At 71.4% G+C, this 19807-nt stretch carries 17 protein-coding genes; 10 read left to right on the top strand and 7 right to left on the bottom strand.

Going from position 1 to position 19807, the window contains the following annotated elements:
* The 3 genes from ABD120_RS34185 to ABD120_RS34175 all read left to right on the top strand — a co-directional run.
* A partial coding sequence (locus ABD120_RS34185) for a hypothetical protein (protein ID WP_343954435.1) occupies nt 1–1227 on the top strand: 1227 nt, incomplete at its 5' end.
* Nucleotides 1228–1281: 54 nt separating this feature from the next.
* Nucleotides 1282–2037: a cysteine--tRNA ligase gene (locus ABD120_RS34180; RefSeq protein ID WP_343954433.1), complete on the top strand. Its 756-nt coding sequence runs from the start codon at nt 1282–1284 to the stop codon at nt 2035–2037.
* Between the two features lie 497 nt (nt 2038–2534).
* Nucleotides 2535–5021 (top strand): penicillin acylase family protein, encoded by a 2487-nt coding sequence (locus ABD120_RS34175; protein ID WP_343954432.1) that lies wholly within the window; start codon nt 2535–2537, stop codon nt 5019–5021.
* Here ABD120_RS34175 and ABD120_RS34170 read toward each other — a convergent pair.
* From ABD120_RS34170 to mshB, 5 genes are all read right to left on the bottom strand, one after another.
* Nucleotides 5010–5948: an MBL fold metallo-hydrolase gene (locus ABD120_RS34170; protein WP_343954431.1), complete on the bottom strand. Its 939-nt coding sequence runs from the start codon at nt 5946–5948 to the stop codon at nt 5010–5012. The genes ABD120_RS34175 and ABD120_RS34170 overlap by 12 nt on opposite strands.
* Nucleotides 5949–5979: 31 nt before the next feature.
* Complete coding sequence (locus tag ABD120_RS34165; protein WP_343954430.1) at nt 5980–6411, bottom strand: hypothetical protein; 432 nt, start codon at nt 6409–6411, stop codon at nt 5980–5982.
* 51 nt (nt 6412–6462) lie between these two features.
* The gene (locus tag ABD120_RS34160) at nt 6463–7275 is read right to left on the bottom strand and encodes a hypothetical protein (RefSeq protein WP_343954429.1); all 813 of its coding nucleotides are present in this window, start codon (nt 7273–7275) and stop codon (nt 6463–6465) included.
* 445 nt (nt 7276–7720) lie between these two features.
* On the bottom strand, nt 7721–8098 hold the full coding sequence (locus ABD120_RS34155; RefSeq protein WP_343954428.1) for a DUF6113 family protein: 378 nt from the start codon (nt 8096–8098) through the stop codon (nt 7721–7723).
* Nucleotides 8099–8109: 11 nt separating this feature from the next.
* A complete protein-coding gene (gene mshB, locus ABD120_RS34150) occupies nt 8110–8970 on the bottom strand; it encodes an N-acetyl-1-D-myo-inositol-2-amino-2-deoxy-alpha-D-glucopyranoside deacetylase (protein ID WP_343954427.1) in 861 nt (286 codons plus the stop codon).
* A gap of 31 nt (nt 8971–9001) precedes the next feature.
* Here mshB and ABD120_RS34145 point away from each other — a divergent pair, with 31 nt between their 5' ends.
* The 7 genes from ABD120_RS34145 (at nt 9002) to ABD120_RS34115 (ending at nt 17573) form a co-directional block, all read left to right on the top strand.
* Complete coding sequence (locus tag ABD120_RS34145) at nt 9002–11083, top strand: S9 family peptidase (RefSeq protein ID WP_343954426.1); 2082 nt, start codon at nt 9002–9004, stop codon at nt 11081–11083.
* 72 nt (nt 11084–11155) lie between these two features.
* Complete coding sequence (locus ABD120_RS34140) at nt 11156–13369, top strand: ATP-binding cassette domain-containing protein (RefSeq protein ID WP_343954425.1); 2214 nt, start codon at nt 11156–11158, stop codon at nt 13367–13369.
* A gap of 74 nt (nt 13370–13443) precedes the next feature.
* Nucleotides 13444–14181: an alpha/beta hydrolase gene (locus ABD120_RS34135; RefSeq protein ID WP_343954424.1), complete on the top strand. Its 738-nt coding sequence runs from the start codon at nt 13444–13446 to the stop codon at nt 14179–14181.
* A gap of 84 nt (nt 14182–14265) precedes the next feature.
* Entirely contained in the window at nt 14266–14805 is a 540-nt protein-coding gene (locus tag ABD120_RS34130) for a toxin-antitoxin system HicB family antitoxin (protein WP_343954423.1), read from the top strand.
* A gap of 26 nt (nt 14806–14831) precedes the next feature.
* Nucleotides 14832–15674 carry a DUF4097 family beta strand repeat-containing protein gene (locus ABD120_RS34125; RefSeq protein ID WP_343954422.1) on the top strand — a complete coding sequence of 281 codons (843 nt, stop codon included), beginning with the start codon at nt 14832–14834 and terminating at the stop codon, nt 15672–15674.
* Nucleotides 15675–15822: 148 nt separating this feature from the next.
* Nucleotides 15823–16773: an ATP-binding cassette domain-containing protein gene (locus ABD120_RS34120; protein WP_343954421.1), complete on the top strand. Its 951-nt coding sequence runs from the start codon at nt 15823–15825 to the stop codon at nt 16771–16773.
* Nucleotides 16770–17573 carry an ABC transporter permease gene (locus tag ABD120_RS34115; protein ID WP_343954420.1) on the top strand — a complete coding sequence of 268 codons (804 nt, stop codon included), beginning with the start codon at nt 16770–16772 and terminating at the stop codon, nt 17571–17573. Before ABD120_RS34120 ends, ABD120_RS34115 begins: the two co-directional genes overlap by 4 nt.
* A gap of 94 nt (nt 17574–17667) precedes the next feature.
* On the opposite strand, the gene ABD120_RS34110 is transcribed toward ABD120_RS34115, so the two are convergent.
* Both ABD120_RS34110 and ABD120_RS34105 read right to left on the bottom strand, forming a co-directional pair.
* Nucleotides 17668–19419: an ABC transporter ATP-binding protein gene (locus ABD120_RS34110; protein ID WP_343954419.1), complete on the bottom strand. Its 1752-nt coding sequence runs from the start codon at nt 19417–19419 to the stop codon at nt 17668–17670.
* Between the two features lie 2 nt (nt 19420–19421).
* Nucleotides 19422–19807: ATP-binding cassette domain-containing protein (locus tag ABD120_RS34105; protein WP_343954418.1), on the bottom strand; the 386-nt coding region annotated here is incomplete at its 5' end.

The following is a 19807-nucleotide window of genomic DNA, read 5'->3' as shown; positions in this document are numbered from 1 at the left end:
CCGGCCGACGACCTCGCCGCCGCCGTCCCATGGCACCGCGCCGACCTCGGCACGCTCGGCATTCCCGCGTGGCGGTTCGTCCGCACCCTGCTCACCGGGTACGAGCAGGTGGACGGCTGGCTCGTCGCCGGCGGCGCGGACGACCTGCGCGAGAAGACCAGGCAACTGTTCGCCGACGGGCCCCGCCCGATGGCGGAGGGGGCCGCCATGGTCACCCAGCTCGGCGTGCGCGAGGACGTCGCGGAACACTGGATCGTCGCCGTGCCCAACCTGCGCGTCCTCGACCAGTACGTGGTGCCGTGGCCGCGCAGCGTCAACGACAAGGCCGAGGCCGTGCTGGCGGTCGCGGGCAAGCCGCTGTCGCCCGAGGAGATCCAGGAGCGCATCGGCGAGGACTACAGCCTGGTCGGCATCCGCAACCAGCTCACCGCCGACCGCCGTTTCCTGCGTCTCGACCGCAACAAGTACGGCCTGACCCGCTGGGGCGGCGACGAGTACCTCGGCATCCGCGAGATGATCGTCCGCGAGATCGAGCGGGCCGGCGGCGAAGCCTCGGTCAGCACCGTCGTCAGCTCGCTGACCGGCAAGTACGACGTCAGCGAAAGCTCGGTGCGCGCGTACGCCGGAGGGCCCGGCTTCGAGCGCACCCAGCGCGGCTGGATCCGCGTCGCCGGCACCGCGCAGCCCGGCGAGGTGGTCGAGCCGTACCAGCCGCGCAAGGACGTCTCCGAGACACGGCGCAGCTTCCGCAGCCGCGACGGGCGCTGGTGGCACCGCGTCGACATCGGCGCCGAGCACCTTCGAGGGTCCGGGTCGCCGCTGCCGACCGGGTTCGCCGCCTATCTCGGCATGGCACCCGGCGGGCAGCTCACGGCCGCGACGACCTCCGGTGACGTGGTGGTGAGCTGGCACAACCAGCCGACCATGGGTTCGATCCGCAACGTGCTGACCGACTTCAAGGCGTCGGAGGGCGACCACGTCTTCCTCACCGTCTCCGACGGGGGCGAACTGCTCACCCGCCACCTGCCCGCCGCCAATCCGGCGCTGTCGCCGATCGGGCGGGCGATGCACCTGATCGGTTACACCGCTCCGGTCAACTCCGAGGCGGAGGCGCTGCACCTGATCGGCGCCCGCATCGGACTGCCCGAGACGGCCACGCCCGACGAGGTGATCAACCGGCTGCGCGAGCGTGGCGACCGTGACATCCTCGGCTTCCTCGGGGTCTGAGCGTTCTTCGGTGCGTGAGCGTTGTTCGGGGTCTGAGCGCCTAAGCTCGGACGTATGCTGCGCCTCCACGACACGCGGACCGGCAGGCTGGAGCCCGTCGCGGCGTCCGGCGTGGTGCGGATGCGCTCGCACGGGGTCCGGGGGCTGCGCGCCGCGCTGCTGCCCGATCTGATCCGGCGGGTGCTCGAAGTACGGCGGGTGCGGGTCTTCACGACCGGCCCCGCGCTGGAGGACGGTTTCCTGGGCGAGTGCGCCGCACTCAACATCCGTCCCGCCGACTCCACGACCCCTGGGCCTCCCGGCTCCGGCCTTCCTGATTCCGGCGTGTCCGATTCCGAGGGGGCGCTTGTCGTCTCGTTCGGCTCCGCCGGGTCGGCCGCAGAGGCTGGGCGGGTCGAGTCCGAGCACCGGCTGCTGGTCGCGCCGATGCTGGTCGAGGGGGTGGCGGTCGAGGGGGGCGAGGCGGCCGGGCTCGATCCACTCGCGCTGCGGATGGCCATGCTTGAGCGCCACTACCGGGAACCTGCCGCGTTGGGCTGGGACGAGCTCCAGGCGGCCGACACGGCGCTGCGACGATGGCGGGCGCGGGTCGCGGACTGGGCGGAGTCGCCCAGCGCGCCGATGGCGCGGGAACGGGTGGAGCGGGTGCTGACCGCCGTCGAGGAGGACCTCGACACGCCGGGGGCGCTACGGGAACTGCAGGAGCTCGAACGGGATCCCGAGGTGGCGGCGGGGGCGAAGCTGGAGTCGTTCCTGCACCTGGACCGGGTGCTGGGGCTGGATCTGCCGGTGGAGATCGGCAAGCGCTGAGCCGACACAAAGGGCCGACACGGGGGGCAACACAGGGGCCGACACACGGGGCCGACCCACAGGGCGGCTCGGGCGGACGCTCGGCCGGTCTCGGTGTTCTGGCGGGTGCCGTGCGGGTTATGCTGGCTGGTCGTTCAGTCAGGAGCAGAGGTGGGCGGACGGCATGGCAGGCACCGTCCGCCCCCGGGCGCCCGGCATCCGCTGCGGGGACGTGGGTGCGGGCACCTGTGCGCACCATATGCCCTGTGACGTTGCACCCAGGTTGCCCTCTGGGCGCGGGAGGGGCGTTCCGGGCGCTCGTCGGGGGCGGTGGGAGCGTCGGCGAGTGTCGCCGGAGAGGCCGGGAGCGGGACGGCGGGGGGCGTGGGCGTGGGGGACCGTAATGGATGATTCGTCAAACCCGGACCTCGGCGGAGGGCTCTAACCCACCGAGGGACGGACTGGATCGAGCCGGTCCGGAGCGCTGCCAGACTGGGGCGCGGAGAGGGAGGTCGACTGTGAGGTTGAGGCCGTTCGCGTGGCTGCCGGGGCCCGTCAGGTGGTCGGCGCGGGTGCTCACCGTGCTGGTGGCGCTGGTGGCGGTGCTGGCGGCCGTCGTGGTGGTGATCGTGCGGCAGTCGTTCCCGCAGGTGGAGGGTGAGCTGCAGGTCCCCGGGCTGTCCGGAAATGTGGAGATTTATCGTGATAAAGCGGGAATTCCGCAGATCTACGCTGACCGGGCCGCAGACCTCTTCCTCGCCCAGGGGTACGTCCACGCGCAGGACCGTTTCTGGGAGATGGACTTCCGGCGGCACGTGACCGCCGGGCGCCTGTCCGAGATGTTCGGCGCGAGCACCCTCGACAACGACAAGGCCATCAGGACCATGGGCTGGCGTCGCGTCGCCGAGCAGGAGCTGGCGATGCTCAATGAGCGCACCCGCGGCTACCTCGACGCCTACGCCCGAGGCGTCAACGAGTGGCTCAAGGCCAACCCGGACGCCTCCCAGCGCAGCCTCGAATACTCCGTGCTCAAGCTCCAGAACTCCGGCTACCGCCCCGAGCCCTGGACCCCGCTCGACTCCGTCGCCTGGCTCAAGGCCATGGCCTGGGACCTGCGCTCCAACATGGAGGACGAGATCGACCGCGCCCTCGCGGCGACCAAGCTGCCGAGGGAACGCGTCGAGCAGCTCTACCCCGGCTACCCCTTCGGCAAGCACCAGCCGATCGTCACCCGGGGCACCGTGTCCGGCGACCGCTTCGACGAGCGGGCCGAGCCCCGGCCCGCCACCGGCACCCGGGCGCTCACCCAGGCCGCGGCCGCCTTCGACGCCGTCCCCAGCACACTCGGCTCCGGCGACGGCATCGGCTCCAACTCGTGGGTCGTCTCCGGCGAGCACACCGCCTCGGGCAAGCCGCTGCTGGCCAACGACCCGCACCTGGCGCCCTCGATGCCGTCCGTCTGGTACCAGACCGGGCTGCACTGCCGCAAGAAGAGCGACGAGTGCGCGTTCGACGTCACCGGCTTCTCCTTCTCCGGCGTCCCCGGCGTGATCATCGGACAGAACGACAAGATCGCGTGGGGGTTCACCAACCTCGCCCCAGACGTCTCCGACCTGTTCCTTGAGCAGGTCAAGGACGACACGTACCTGTACCGGGGCTCGTGGGAGAAACTCACCACCCGCCAGGAGCAGATCAAGGTGGCGGGCGGGCAGCCGGTGACGATCACGGTCCGCACGACCAGGCACGGGCCGCTCGTCAACGAGGTCATGGACGCCGTCAAGCCCACGGGCGAGGCCACCGCCGTCGCACTGCAGTGGACCGCGCTGACGCCGGGCCGTACCGCTGATGCGATCTTCGAGCTCAACCGGGCGTCGAACTGGGACGAGTTCCAGTCGGCCGCCTCCCTGTTCGAGGTCCCCGCCCAGAACCTCGTGTACGCCGACACCGGCGGCCGCATCGGCTACCAGGCGCCCGGCCGCATCCCCGTCAGGTCGAAGGGCGACGGCACCTGGCCGGTGCCCGGCTGGACCGGCGAGCACGACTGGCAGGAGCAGCCGATCCCCTTCGACCAGCTCCCCACGGTCACGAACCCGCCCGAGGGCTTCATCGTCACCGCCAACAACGCGGTGATCAACCCGGCCGCCTACGGCCCCCTCCTGACCAAGGACTGGGCGTACGGTTACCGCTCCCAGCGCATCCTCGACCGCCTCGACCAGGAGATCCAGAAGGGCAAGGTCACCGCCGCCACCATGTCGGAGATCCAGCGCGACACCCGCAACGGCTTCGCCAGGACGCTGGTGCCCGCGCTGGCGAAGGTGCCGCTGGCGGGCCCGAGCGCCAAGGCGCGCGACCTGCTCAAGGACTGGGACGGCGCCCAGGACGTGGGCTCCGCGCCCTCGGCGTACTTCAACGCCGTCTGGCGCCATCTGCTCAAGGGCCTGTTCGACGACGACCTGCCGGAGGCGGCCAGGCCGGCGGGCGGCGACCGCTGGTACGAGGTCGTGGCCGGCCTGCTGGACGAACCGGCCGACCCGTTCTGGGACGACACGCGTACCGAGGGGATCATCGAGACCCGCGACGACGTGCTACGGCAGGCGATGGCCAGTGCGTACGGCGAACTCGCCGACCGGCTCGGCTCCGACGTGAAGTCCTGGCGCTGGGGCGACCTGCACACGCTCACGCTCACGAACGCCACCTTCGGCACCTCCGGCATCGGCCCCGTGGAGTGGCTGTTCAACCGGGGACCGTTCGCCGCCCCCGGCGGCAAGGACGCGGTCAACGCCAACGGCTGGAACGCCAAGAAGGGCTACGAGATCAACGCGGTCCCGTCGATGCGCATGGTCGCGGACCTGTCCGATCTGTCCAAGTCGCAGTGGATCAATCTGACCGGCGCCTCCGGCCACGCCTTCCACCCGAACTACTGGGACCAGGCGGCGCTTTGGGCCGAGGGCCGGATGCTGCCGATGGCCGGAGAGCGCGTCCACAAGCTCGTGCTACGGCCCTAGCGAGCGGGTCTCCCCCACGGCGAGGTCCCACAGGTCCTCGCGGGGGAGACCGTGGCGCCGCCAGGCGTCCCTGGTCTCCTCGACGGGCGCGAGCAACGGCTCGGCGGACAGCACGAAGGTGCCCCAGTGCATGGTCGCCATGCGTCTCGCACCCGTGTCGAGGCAGCCCTGGACGGCCTCGGCCGGGCTGACGTGCGCGGCCCGCATGAACCAGTTGGGCTCGTACGCGCCCACGGGCATGAGCGCCACGTCCAGGCCCGGGTGGCGTTCACCGATCTGCGCCAGCCGTTCGCCGTAGGCGGTGTCGCCCGCGAAGTACACCGAGCCGCCGATCACCCAGCCGCCCCACAGGGTCTTGCAGGTGTCCCAGGGGGTGCGCCTGCTCCAGTGGTGGGCGGGCACGAAGTCGAACCCGACGCCGCCCACCACCGTGGACTCCCACCAGTCGAGTTCGCGTACGTCGGTGAATCCGCGCCGGGTGAACCAGGCGCCCAGCTTGGCGGGCACCAGGCAGGCGGTCGTTCTGGGCAGCCGCCGGATCGTCGGGGCGTCGAGGTGGTCGTAGTGGTTGTGGCTGATCACGACGGCGTCGACGCGGGGCAGGTCGCTCCAGGCGACGCCCGGCGGGGTCAGCCGCTGCCGGATACCCGGGATGCGCCGCGACCACACCGGGTCGGTCAGGACGGTCAGGCCGCCGATCTGCACCACGAAGCTGGAGTGCCCGACCCAGGTGAGCAGGGTCTCCCCCAGGGCGGCCCTGGGCAGGCCGCCGCCGCGCAGTACCGGGATGCGGTCGGCGTCGCCGATGTCGGGGCGGAAGCCCCCGTGCCAGGCGACGCTCAGCAGTTCGCGGAACTCGGGCAGCGGCGCCGTGAGGCGGTCACGGAAGTCCTCAGGCCGGTACGGTGCCGGCGCGGCCCGCGTCATGAGCTACCCCCTGCACTGTGTAATCGACCGGTCACTCCTTTTTGTCCCCCGTTGCGGCCTTTCTCCACCTGGGCGGGACGTGCGGATAGCCGCCGTCGTCCAGGTCGGCCAGGCGTTCGAAGACGTTGTAGGCGGCCTGGTGGCCGCAGACCGCGACGGAGACGAGCATGGCGAGCAGGTAGAGGGGAAGCATGGGCAGGCCCGCGCAGCAGGCCCATTGGGTGGCGTGGCGGGCCTCGTGCCTGATCAGGCGGTCGTCGAGGTGGTGGTGGCGGGTGAGGACGACGTTGCCGACGGTGAAGGCCCCGGCGACGGGGAAGCGGTAGCGGTAGCCGTAGGCGAGAATGAGCCCGTCGGGGCCGGGGCTGCGGGTGGCGCCACCGACGAGGGCGACGAGAAGGCCGAGCGGGGTCGCCAGGCTGACCAGGTTCACGACCTGCCGGAGGCGGTAGGCAGTTCCCATAGATTGACCATTCTTGACAAGAAGGAATAATGGCCCACGTCCTGAAATCTCCTACAAGAGCAGGATTATGAGACTCGCCATCCTGACTGCGGTAGTCGGAACACTGGGGCTCGCCACGGTCGGCGGCGTCGCGATCACGCAGACGTCGGCCTCCGACCCGATGAGCGACACCAGCCACCTCGTCGGTGCCCGGCTGGCGTTACCGGCCTCCTCCAGCACCCCGACTCCCACAGTGGGGAAGTACACCGCGACGGCCAAGGTCGTCAAGAAGAAGGGCGTGTCGTACCTCGATGTACGGGTGAGGTATGGCGGTGCCGCCAGGTTCACGGTCAAGCAGCGGGTGTGCCGGGGCAAGTCGTGCCGGACGAGTACGGCGGAGCTGCCGGTGACGACCGGGGCGGGCCAGACGAGCAAGCGGCTCGGGAAGGGCACGTACAAGACACGCGGCAAGCCGACGGTGAAGGTCAAGGTACTGCCGTGGCCGACCCGGACGGTGACGGCCACACCGGCGAACCGGGCCACCTCGACGGTCACCAGCTCGACGACGGCGACCGCGACGACGACGGCGACGGCCACGTCGACCGCGACCGTCCGCTCGACGGCGACCGTCACCAACCAGTCCACGGTGACGACGACGACCACACCGCCCCCGGTGACGGTACCGGTGACTTTGAGAGAGACCGTATTCGTCACTCCGACGATGACGGTGACTTCGACAGTGACTCCGACGGTCACTGTGACGTGCCGGCCCGCACCGACGCCACCGACGGCCGCTGTGGCCCCCTCCCCCGACCCCACGAACACCACGCCGCAGGCCGCCACACCGCCGGTTGGCGCACACCTCCTCCCGGCACCGACCGACACCCCGCCACCGCCACCGCCTGCGCTTCCGAGCGACCAGGCACCCGCCGATCAGCTCTACTCCGGCCAGGCGACCACCCCGCCGACCTGCCCTGCCACACCCTGACCACCAGGGGGCGGCCTTACCTCAGCCGCCCCCTGCCGCAGTCCCTCTGAGCCGCCCCACGGGGTTACCCGGCGCCGCGCGGCGAGACGTTGGTCGGTGGTGTTCGGCGCCGTCTTACGGTGGCCGGCGCGGGCCACGGCCCCGGGTAGGCAGGGCGGCGTCACGGCGGGCACAAGAGCGGGGAGGAGCGTGTTCCTGGAGGCCGTCAGCCGGAGTGCGGCGGGTGGCGGTCAGGAGGGCTTCGCCGTCACAGGGCCTGTGCTTCGGCGCCGTCACAGGCCCTGTGCCTTGGCGCCGTCAGGACCCTGCGCCCTGACGGGCGCTATGTCTTGGGAGAGAGGCTCACGACAGCAGCCACGAGCCGGAGCGCGGCGATGACGGCGACATCAGGAAGGCCGCCACCACCGCCACCAACCCGCCGTAGAGGTAGATGTATCCGGCCGAGTCGCCCGCGATCACGATGTCCCCCGCCGACCCCTGGAGCGAGAACACCGTCGAGACCACCAGCCACCCCCCGCCGACGACCCCCGCCCCCAGCTTGCCCTTCATCAGCTTGCCGGCCCCCAGGCAGGCCCCGAACAGCACCAGCACCCACGCGACCGCCGCCACCGGCACCGTCCCCACGTACCAGGCCTGCGTGAAGCCGCCCACCAGGCCCATCACCAGCCCGAGCACGAACAACATGCCGTAGGCCGCCCCGCCCAGCGCCGACTGCTCCATGGCGTACGAGGTTAGTCGATCCCGGCGAACAGGTCGTTCTCGCGGGTGTACGGCTCGCCGAGCCCGCCGTCCTCCACCGGCACCCCCGGCACGGCCCGCCCCCGCTCCCCCCGGTGCAGCACGAAGTGCTCCACCCCCGACACCACCTGCCCGATCCCGGAGGACAGCGCGAAGTACGGCTCCCGCACGGTGAGCTGCGTCGGCTGGGCGCGCATCGCGTCGAGCTTGGCGCCGAGCCACGCCCGCCCGTCGATCTCCGTGGTGATGTCCGCGTCGGGGGTGCCGAAGGTGAGGTCCTCGGCGGTGAACGTCCCGGACGCGCGCAGCCCCTCGGTGGCCCGCCGCATGACCGACTCCGCCGTCGCGACCAGGTAGAACTTGGCCACCTGCCACGAAGCGAGCTCCACCGCCCGGACGGCCACCCGATGCGCCTGGATGTGGTCAGGATGCCCGTAGTAACCGAAGTCGTCGTAGGTGACCAGCACCTGCGGCCGGACCTCGTCGATCACCTCGGCCAGGAGGGCGGCGGCCGTGTCCACGGGCGCCCGCCAGAAGGCTTCCGGGTGCTCGTTCGACGGCGAGCCCATCATCCCGGAGTCGCGAAAGCGGCCGGCGCCGCCGAGATAGCGGTGGTCCGCGACGCCCAGGATCTCCAAGGAGGCAGCCAGTTCGCCCATGCGATGAGGGCCCAGACCGGGTCCGCCTTCAAGGTGGGCCAGTTCGGACGGGATCACCTCGCCCTCCTCACCCAGCGTGCAGGTCACCAGCGTGACGTGCGCGCCCTGGGCGGCATACCTGGCCATGGTGGCACCGGTGTTGATCGTTTCATCGTCCGGGTGAGCGTGAACGAGGAGGAGCCGCCGGTCTGTCATAGTGTTCGAGCGTACTGGCAGGATGTGGGGTATGAGTGAGAGCTTTCCCCGTCTGTCGGCCAGGACCCGCCGGTTCACCCTGGGTGTCCCCAGAGGCTTCACGATCTCCCCCGACGGCGCGAGGGTGCTCTTCCTGCGGACCCAGTCCGGCCTCGACCCGGTGACCTGCCTGTGGGAGCTCGACACCGAGACCCACGTCGAGCGCCTGGTCGTGGATCCGCGCAAGCTCGACGCCGGCGAGGAGGACCTGCCGCCCGAGGAGCGCGCCCGCCGCGAGCGCAGCCGTGAGCAGGCGGGCGGCGTGGTCGCCTACTCCACCGACCGCCAGGCGCGGCTGGCGGCCTTCGCCCTGTCCGGCGGCCTGTACATCACCGAGCTGGCCGACGGCGTGACGCGCAGGATCGAGACGGCGGGTCCGGTCGTCGATCCGCGCCTGTCCCCCGACGGCCGCACGCTCGCGTACGTGACGCGCGGCGCCCTGCACGTGCACGACCTGGCCGCAGGCCGCGACCGCGTGCTGGCGAGTCCCGAGTCCCCCACGGTCACGTACGGCCTGGCCGAGTTCATCGCCGCCGAGGAGCTCGACCGCATGCGCGGCTACTGGTGGGCGCCGACGAGCGACCGGCTGCTGGTCGAGCGGGCCGACGAGGAGCCGGTGCACACGTGGTACATCGCCGACCCGGCCAACCCGTCGCGGGCGGCGGCCGAGCAGCGTTACCCGGCGGCGGGCACGCCGAACGCGCGGGTCGAGCTGTTCGTGCTCGGCCTGGACGGCTCGCGGGTGGCCGTGCCGTTCGAGGACGAGTACCTGTCGGCGGCCGGGTGGGACTCCCACGCGCTGTCGATCGTGACCATGCCCCGTGACCAGAAGGCGGCGCGGCTGTTCTCCGTCGATCCGCTGACCGGGGCGTCCACGCTGGTCCGCGAGGACACCGACCCGGCGTGGGTGGACGTGTTCGGCGGGGTGCCCGCCCACCTGGACGACGGCTCGCTGGTGTGGGTCGCGCAGGCGGACGGCGGCAACCGCCTGTTCGTGGGCGACCGGCCGGTGACGCCGCCGACGCTGCATGTGCGTAACGTGCTCGACGTCGACCATGACAGCGTGCTGTTCCGGGCGAGCGGCGGCGACCCGAGCGAGATCCAGTTGTGGACGTACGACGGGCACTCACTGCTGCCGGTCTCGACCAGGTCCGGGGTGTTCTCCGGGCGTATGTCGGGCGGGGTGGGCGTGCTGAGCGAGCAGACGCTCGACAACGAGGGCGTCTCGACGACCGTGGTCAGGCGGGACGGGACGGCGGTGCCGATCCCGTCGCTGGCCGAGCGTCCGGGTCTCGACCTGCGGGTCTCGCTGGGCCGTTCCGGTCGCCGCGAGCTGTCGACGGCGGTGGTGCTGCCGTCGTGGTACGAGTCGGGCTCCGGTCCGCTGCCCGTCCTCATGGACCCGTACGGTGGCCCGCACGCCCAGCGGGTGCTCTCGCGCCACGGCTCCTACCTGGAGGCGCAGTGGTTCGCCGAGCAGGGCTTCGCCGTGGTGATCGCCGACGGCCGGGGCACGCCGGGCCGGGGCCCGGCCTTCGAGCGGGCGGTGCGTGACGACCTGGCGGGCCCGATCCTCGACGACCAGGTGGACGCGCTGCACGGGGTGGCCGAGCAGTACGCCGCCGACCTCGACCTGTCGCGGGTGGCGATCAGGGGCTGGTCGTTCGGCGGCTATCTGGCGGCGCTGGCGGTGCTGCGCAGGCCGGACGTCTTCCACGCGGCGGTCGCCGGGGCGCCGGTGACGGACTGGCGGTTGTACGACACGGCCTACAGCGAGCGGTACCTCGGGCACCCGGACGAGCAGCCCGACGTCTACGACCGTTCGTCGCTGTCGGTCGAGACCGAAGGGGAGGAGCGTCCGCTGCTGCTGATCCACGGGCTGGCCGACGACAACGTGGTGGCGGCCCACACGCTGCGGCTGTCGTCCGCGCTGCTCGCGGCAGGCCGTCGGCACAGTGTGCTGCCGCTGTCGGGGGTGACGCACATGACGCCGCAGGAGGTCGTGGCGGAGAACATGTTGCTGTTCCAGGTGGACTTCCTGCGCCGTTCGCTGGGGGCCGGCACCTCGAAATAGTTTGCCCGTTTTGTCGGAGGCAGCGGCTAGGCTGGTCGGCTGTTGCCTTCGACAAAGGGGGAAAAGATCGCGGTGGGCGGCACGATCAGCATCAACGGGGCCAGGGAGCACAACCTCAAGGACGTCTCCCTGGAGATCCCCAAGAACAAGATCACAGTATTCACCGGAGTGTCCGGCTCCGGCAAGTCCTCGATCGTCTTCGACACGATCGCCGTCGAAGCCCAGCGCCAGCTCTACGGCACCTTCAGCTGGTTCATCCGCAACTTCCTGCCCAAGTACGAGCGGCCCTACGCCGACGCCATCAGCGGGCTGACCACGCCCGTCATCGTCGACCAGAAGCCGGTCAGCGGCAACGCCCGCTCGACCGTCGGCACGATGACCGACATCATGCCGCAGATCAGAGGGCTGTTCTCGCGCGAGAGCGGCCTGCCGGTCAACCTGTTCTCCTTCAACGACCCCAAGGGCATGTGCCCGGAGTGCGACGGCATCGGGCGCGCCGTCCAGCCCGTGCCCGAACTGATGATCGACCGGACGAAGTCGCTCAACGAGGGCGCGATCCTCATGCCCGGCTTCAAGGTCGGCAGCGTGTCCTGGCAGATGTACGCCTCGCACGAGAAGCTCGACGCGGACAAGAAGATCCAGGACTACACGCCCGAGGAGGAGCACGAACTCCTCCACGGCAGCGGCAAGGTCTCGGTCGGCGGCATGTTCAACATGACGTACGAGGGACTGGTCACCGGCTTCGTGCGCACCAAGCTCAAGCGCGAGACCAGCGAGAAGACCCGCGAGGCGGTCAAGCCGTTCATCACCGAGGGCATCTGCACGCTGTGCGAGGGCGCGCGGCTCAGCCAGGAGGCGCTGGCTCCGCGCATCGCCGGGCGCAACATCGCCGAATTCGCCCGCATGCAGGTCACCGACCTGATCGAGGTGCTGGCAGGGCTCGGCACCCCGCTCGCCGACAACGCCAGGATCGCCCTGGAGCGGGTGGCCGACATCGGGCTCGGCTACCTCAGCCTCGACCGGCCGACGGCCACGCTGTCCGGCGGTGAGGGCCAGCGGCTCAAGCTGGTCAAGCACCTCGGCAGCACGCTCATCGGCGTGACGTACATCTTCGACGAGCCGAGCACCGGTCTGCACCCGCGCGACGTCGGCAGGCTCAACAACCTGCTGCGGGCGCTGCGCGACCAGGGCAACACGGTGCTGGTCGTCGAGCACGACCCGGACGTCATCGAGGTCGCCGACCACATCGTGGACGTGGGCCCGGGGGCGGGCGCGCACGGCGGGCAGATCGTCTTCGAGGGCAGCGTGGCGGACCTGCGGCAGGCCGACACGCGGACGGGGGCGGGGCTGCGCCGTACGGGGACGTTGAAGACGGACGTGCGCACGGCCGACGGCAAGCTGCCGATCGAGAACGCCGACCTGCACAACCTGAAGAACGTCTCGGTGAGCGTGCCGACCGGGGTGCTCACGGCGGTGACCGGCGTGGCGGGCTCCGGCAAGTCCAGCCTGATCGCCGACGTCTTCATGCGCACCTACCCCGACTCGGTCTTCGTCGACCAGTCGGCGATCGGGGCCTCCGCCCGCTCGACGCCGTCCACCTACATCGGGGTCATGGACGGCATCAGGCAGTTGTTCGCCAAGGCCAACGGGGTCGCGCCGGGCCTGTTCAGCTTCAACTCCGCCGGAGCCTGCGAGGGCTGCCAGGGCCGAGGCGTGATCATCACCGAGGTCGCGTACATGGACCCGGTGACGACCCACTGCGACGACTGCGATGGCCGCCGCTTCAAGGAGGAGGTGCTCGCGCACACGCTGCGCGGCAAGTCGATCGCCGACGTCCTGGAGATGCCCGCCGAGGTGGCGGTCGACTTCTTCACGGAGAAGGCACTGCGGCCCAAGCTGCGGGCGCTCAACGACGTGGGCCTCGACTATCTCAGCCTCGGCCAGTCGCTCAGCAGCCTGTCCGGCGGCGAGCGGCAGCGCATCAAGCTGGCCACCCAGCTCCAGCGCACCGGCAGTGTGTACGTCCTGGACGAGCCGACCACGGGCCTGCACATGTCGGACGTGAGCACGCTGCTCGGGCTGATGGACCGGCTGGTCGACCAGGGCAACACGGTCGTGGTCATCGAGCACAACCTCGACGTGATCATGAACGCCGACTGGATCATCGACCTCGGCCCCGACGGCGGCAAGAACGGCGGCGAGATCGTCTTCACCGGCACCCCCGCCGACCTGCTCGCCTTCCAGGGCTCGCTGACGGGTGACGCACTGCGTCGTACCGTGGGCTGACATCCCCGGGTCGGACCGCGGGCCGCCGGAAACGGCCCGTGGTCCGACGCGGCGGGCCGGGGACCGTCCGGACGATGGTCCTCGACGGCACCTCCAGCCACAGCCCGGCGAAGGGCTGGGAGGCTGAGACCGAGGAACTGGCCCGCGACAACGAGGCGTCCATGGACCGCTATTTCAGCTGGGCAGGCGGTGGCGCCGAACGCGACTGGCGCAGGTTGCTGGCCGAGGCCGACCGGGCGGAGATCCCGGCGCGGAAGTTCCCCGGCGTCGCCTACCGGGGCGAGGATCTGCGGGCCTGGGGTATCGGGCTGGCCAGGCGCGGCGGCGCGGCGTGGGCGACGCTGAAGGCGGCCGTGCGCGACGGGCTGGCGGGCGACTCCTCCGGGTTCCGTCCTGAGGGGTGGACGAGTTCTTACCACGGGCTGCTGCCGGGGGTGACGGAGTGCGCGGAGATCCCGCGCCCGGACAGCCGTAAGGAGATGGCGGCGCAGTACACGAGGCTGGCCAAGCTGGCGCCGAACACGGGCGCGATGGGGATCGGGGCGGTCGGCGGGATGCTGGGGTGCGTCGGCTGGCCGACCAAGGTCACCAACCCGCCGCAGCCGCTGCCCGCGAACCTGCCGCCGCTGCTCGGCGCGGGCGCCTGGAACGAGTCCGACGCGACCGGGCGGGTGATCGCCCAGGTGCCGGGCAGCGCGACGATCACGCAGGACGGGCCGGGCCACACCCTGCACCAGTACAACGCGTGCGCCCGCGCACACATCGACCGCTATCTGGTGGACGCCGTCGTTCCCGTCAAGACGAACTGCTGACTCCGTCGCGGCCCAGCCGCCCTCCGCCGTCGTATTGACGCCACCCCTCTTGCCATGGCGCCACTTAGGCGCCATTATGGCGTCATGGACCTAGCGCCGTATGTCGAGTACCTTCGCCGCGAGCTGGCCGTCGCCGCCGCCGCCGCGGGCGAGGAGGCCAGGGCCGTCGCCGAACGGCTGGCCGCCTCGCTGGACGCGGCCGCCCGGCTCACCCTGCTGGAGGCCCTGTCCGCCGCCACCGACGAGATCACCCGTGACCTGGCCCCCGGCTCGGTCGACGTACGGCTGCGCGGGCGCGACCCCGACTTCGTCGTCTCGATGCCGATGCCCGACACCACCGCGCCCGAACTGCCACCCGCCATGACGCCACCGGTGACGTCACCAGTGGCGTCAACGGTGGCGCCCGAGGGCGAGGAGGGTGGCACGTCGCGGATCTCACTGAGGGTGCCGGACCACCTCAAGCGCCGCATCGAGGAGGCCGCCGAGCGCGAGTCGCTCTCGGTCAACGCCTGGCTCTCGCGGGCGGTGTCCGCCGCCCTCACCCCCGACTCCGACCAAAGCCGCCGCGCGCGGGTGAGCGGGACCAGCGGGGGCGGCAAGCGCTACTCAGGCTGGGTTCGCTAGACCGCATCGACAGGAGATGAAGCATCATGCACGTGTTCGACACTCCGGAGCCCGTCTCCGCGTTGGTCGCGGTCCCCGCAGGCCGGGTCTCCGTCCAGGCGAGCGACCGCCCGGACACCGTCGTCGAGGTCGTGGCCGAGGATCCCGACGACGACGACGACCTGGCGGCCGCGCGGCTCACCCAGGTCGAGTACTCACGCGGCGAACTCCACGTGAAGACGCCCAGGCAGAAGAAGAACCGGTGGTTCGGCTGGAGCGGCTCGGTCGAGGTCAGGATCCAGTTGCCGAGCGGCTCCCGCCTCGACGTCGAGGCCACGGCGGACGTCCACGGCACCGGGCGGCTGGGCGACACCCGGCTCGTCATCTCGGCGGGCGACGTCCGGCTCGACGAGACGGGCCGGCTCCAGCTCAGGACCCAGGACGGCGACGTCTCGGTACGGCGCACCCTCGGCCACACCGAGGTCACCACGACCAACGGCGACATCAGGGTCCGCGAGATCGACGGCACGGCGGTCGCCAAGACGTCCAACGGCGACATCACGATCGGCTCGGTCTCCGGTGAGCTGCGGCTGAGCACCGGCTCCGGTGACATCACGGTCGGCACGGCCCAGGCGGGCGTGGGCGCCAAGAGCGCCTACGGCCGGGTCGAGGTCGGCGAGGTGGCCAGGGGCGCGGTGGTGGCCGAGAGCAACCACGGCGAGGTCGAGGTGGGCGTCCGCCCCGGCACCTCGGCCCTGCTCGACGTCAGTTCCAACTCGGGCGAGGTGCAGGTGACGCTCGATGCCTGCGACGGCCCTGCGGAGACCGAGGAGTCCGTCAGGATCCGCGCCCACTCGACCTGGGGCGACATCCTGATCCGCCGCGCCTAGCCGGCCCGGCGAGCGCCTCGAAAGGCCGCCCGCCGTGGCCGCTCCGGCGGAAGCCGGGGCACCACCGGCCGGCGGCGTTCCAGGGATCTCCCTGTGTGACTGATACCCCATACCCGTATTCGGCATGCCCGAAATAAGGAGAAAAATCATGTCAGACGCCATCATGGCCGAGGGCTTGGTCAAGAAGTACGGAGCCGTCGTCGCCCTCGACGGCATGGATCTCACGGTCCCGGAGGGCACCGTGTTCGGCCTGCTCGGCCCGAACGGCGCAGGCAAGACCTCCACTGTCCGCGTCCTGACCACGTTGCTCAAGCCGGACTCCGGCCGCGCCGTGGTCGCCGGATGCGACGTCGTCGCGGACGCCGCTCGGCTGCGGCGGCGCATCGGCGTCTCCGGCCAGTACGCCGCCGTGGACGACCACCTGACCGGCGCGGAGAACCTGGAGATGGTCGGCCGCCTCTACCACCTGGGCCGCAGACGCAGCCGGCAGCGCGCCCGCGAACTGCTCGACCGCTTCCGCCTCACCGAGGCCGCCGACCGCCCGGTCAAGGGCTACTCGGGCGGCATGCGGCGCCGGATCGACCTGGCCGGCGCCCTGGTCGCCGCCCCGCCCGTCGTCTTCCTGGACGAGCCCACGACCGGCCTCGACCCCCGCGCCCGCGCCGACCTGTGGGACATCGTCGACGAACTGGTCGCCGACGGCACGACCGTCCTGCTGACCACGCAGTACATGGAGGAGGCCGACCGTCTGGCCCACCGGATCGCGGTCGTCGACCACGGCAGGGTGATCGCGCTCGGCACCGCCGACGAGCTCAAGGACCACGTCGGCGGCGACCGGATCGAGCTCACCGTGCACGACTTCGCCGACCTCGGCCTGGTACGGCAGACGCTGACCCCGCTCGCCGTCGGCGAGATCCGGATCGACGCCCACCGGGTGACCGTACCGGTCGCCAGTGGGGCGGACTCGCTCACCGACGGGCTGAGCAGGCTCGCGGCCCATGGGGTGCGGTTGCGTGAGGTCGGCCTGCGGCGTCCGACGCTCGACGACGTCTTCCTGTCACTGACCGGCCACGACACCACGAAGGAGTACGCGCGATGAGCACACTCGGCTACGCGCTCGCCGACGGCATGACGATCGCCAAGAGGAACGTCATCAAGATCAGGCGGTCCCCCGACTGGCTCGGGGTCGTGCTCGTCACCCCGATCATGTTCGTGGTGCTGTTCGGGTACGTGTTCGGCAGCTCGATCGAGATCCCCGGCATGTCGTACCGCGAGTACCTGCTGCCCGGCATCTTCGTCCAGGCGGTGATCTTCGGGGCGACGCTCGCGGGCTACGGGCTGACGGAGGACCTGCAGAGGGGGGCCATCGACCGCTTCCGCACCCTGCCGATGGCCCCGTCGGCGGTGCTGGTCGGCCGGACCGCGAGCGACGTGCTCGCCAACGTGGCCAGCCTGGTCGTGATGACGCTGACCGGGCTGCTGGTGGGCTGGCGGATCGACACCTCGGTCGGCGAGGCGATGCTGGGCTTCGCGATCCTGCTGCTGTTCGCGTACTCGCTGTCGTGGGTCTGGGCGACGGTCGCGCTGCTCATCCGCACGCCGGAGTCCTACAACAGCGCCAGCTCCGTGGTGGTCTTCCCGCTGGCGTTCGTCGCCAACACCTTCGTGCAGAGCTCCAGGCTGCCCGGCCCGCTGGAGACGATCGCCGAGTGGAACCCGGTCTCGGCGGTGGCGCAGGCGGCGCGCGAACTCTTCGGCAACACCAGCGCGGCGATGCCGGTGTCCGACGCCTGGCCGCTGCAGAACGCGGTCCTGGCCTCGCTGCTGTGGTCGGCGCTGATCCTCGCGGTCTTCGTCCCGCTGGCGACCCGGATGTACCGCAAGGCCGTCAGCCGCTGACGAACCCGCGCGAACCGGCGGCCGACGCAAGGCAGTCCAGCACGCGGTACCGGCGGCCCCGAGATCACGGGGCCGCAGGTACACGTGGGTGTGCTCAGCGTTTGGCCGGGCTGCCGTGCCAGCTCGACCACAGGGCGGCGTACGAGCCGCCCTCCGCGACCAGTTCGTCGTGGCTGCCCAGCTCGGTGATGCGGCCGTCCTCGACCACGGCCACCCGGTCGGCGTCGTGGGCGGTGTAGAGGCGGTGCGCGATGGCGATCACCGTCCGGCCGTCGAGGACAGCGGCCAGCGAGCGCTCCAGGTTGCGCGCCGCCCGGGGGTCGATCAGCGAGGTGGCCTCGTCCAGCACCAGCGTGTGCGGGTCGGCGAGCACCAGCCGGGCCAGCGCGAGCTGCTGGGCCTGCGCCGGTGAGATGGCGGCGCCGCCGGAGCCGACCTCGGTCTCCAGCCCCTCGTCCAGGGCCTCGACCCAGTCCAGCGCGTCCACCGCGGACAGGGCCGCGCGTACGTCGGCCGAGGAGGCGCCGGGCCTGGCGATGAGCAGGTTGTCGCGCAGGGTGCCCTTGAACACGTGGTGTTCCTGGGTGACGAGCGCGACGTGGCCGCGCAGGTCGTCGAGCGGCAGGTCCACCAGCGGCACGCCGCCGACGGTGACGCTGCCGGTGCGCGGCCCGTGGATGCCCGCCAGCAGGCGGCCGAGCGTGGACTTGCCCGCGCCGGACGGCCCGACCATGGCCAGCCGCTCCCCCGGCGCGACGGTGAGGGAGACGCCGTGGAGGACGTCGCGGCCCTCCCGGTAGGCGTACCTGACGTCGTCGGCCTTGAGCAGTTCGCCCGACGGGGTGGCGTCGGTGGCGACCCGGTCCTCCTTCACGTTGGCGACGCCGAGCAGCCGAGCCATCGAGGCGCCGCCGACCTGGAGCTCGTCGATCCACGACAGGAAGCGGTCGAGCGGGTCGATGAGCTGCTGGGCGTACAACGTGGCGGAGGTGACCTGGGCGAGGGTCACCCAGTCGTTGATGTAGAACATGCCGCCGACCAGCAGTCCCGCGACCACCGGCAGGACGTAGGCGAGCTCGGCCGCCGGGAACCAGACCGTGCGCAACCCGAGGGTGTAGCGCTCGGCCCGGAAGGAGCCGGAGATGTCGCGGTCGGTGCGCTCGGCGCGCCGCCGCTGCAGGCCCAGCGCCTCGATCGTGCGGGCGCCCTCGACGGTCTCGGTGAGGCCCTCGGTCATGTCCGCGTAGGCGGCGTTCTCGCGCAGGTAGCCGTCGCGGGCCCGCCGCAGGTACCAGCGGGTGGCCACCCACAGGATGGGTACGGCCACCAGCATCGGGGCCATGATCAGCGGCGAGACGACGAGCATCGCGCCGATGGTGATCGCGAAGGTGACCAGCGCGATCAGCGTCTCGGGCACGGCGTGCCGCACCGTTCTGGACAGCGCGTCGACGTCGCGGGAGGTGCGGGTGATGAGGTCGCCGGAGCCCGCCCGTTCGACGGTGGACAGCGGCAGCCCGAGCACCCGGTCGACGAACTCCTCCCGCAGCTCGGCCAGCACCCGCTCGCCGAGCCGGGAGGAGGCGAGGACGGCGTACCGGATGAGCAGCGCCTGCACCAGCAGGAAGGCCGCGATGGCGCCGCCGACGAGGGCGACGTTGACCGGCTGCCCGTCCTTGACGTCCTGGACGAGGCGGCCGAGCTGCCACGGGACGGCGAGCCCTGAGACGGCGGCCAGGCCGTGCAGGCTCAGCGCCAGCGAGAGTTCGCGCGGGTATTTCAGCGTCAGGCGCCTGGCGTAGGCGCGGACCTGGCGCCGGTCGGCGACCGGCAGGATCTGGCGGGACACGGTCAGTCCTCCCCTCGGGTGACGGTGGCGGTGTACTCGGGCGAGGTGTCGAGCAGCTCGCGGTGGGTGCCCTGGGCGTGCAGGCGCCCGTCCTGGACGTAGACGACCTGGTCGGTGCGGTCGAGGACGAGCGGGCTGGTCGTGACGACCAGCGTGGTGCGCCCGGCGCGGGCCTTGGCGAGGCGTTCGGCGATGCGGGCCTCACTGTGGGCGTCCACGGCGCTGGTGGGCTCGACCAGGATGAGCACCTCGGGGTCGGTGAGCAGGGCGCGGGCGAGCCGGAGCCGCTGCTGCTGGCCGCCGGAGAACTCGCGCCCGGCTTCGGCGACGACGGCGTCGAGGCCGTCGGGCAGCGCGTCGACGATGTCGGTGGCGCAGGCGGCGTGCA

The sequence above is a fragment of the Nonomuraea longicatena genome, from assembly GCF_039525605.1.
GTDB classification, from domain to species: Bacteria; Actinomycetota; Actinomycetes; order Streptosporangiales; family Streptosporangiaceae; genus Nonomuraea; species Nonomuraea longicatena.
This window is presented reverse-complemented; position numbering and strand designations above follow the sequence as displayed.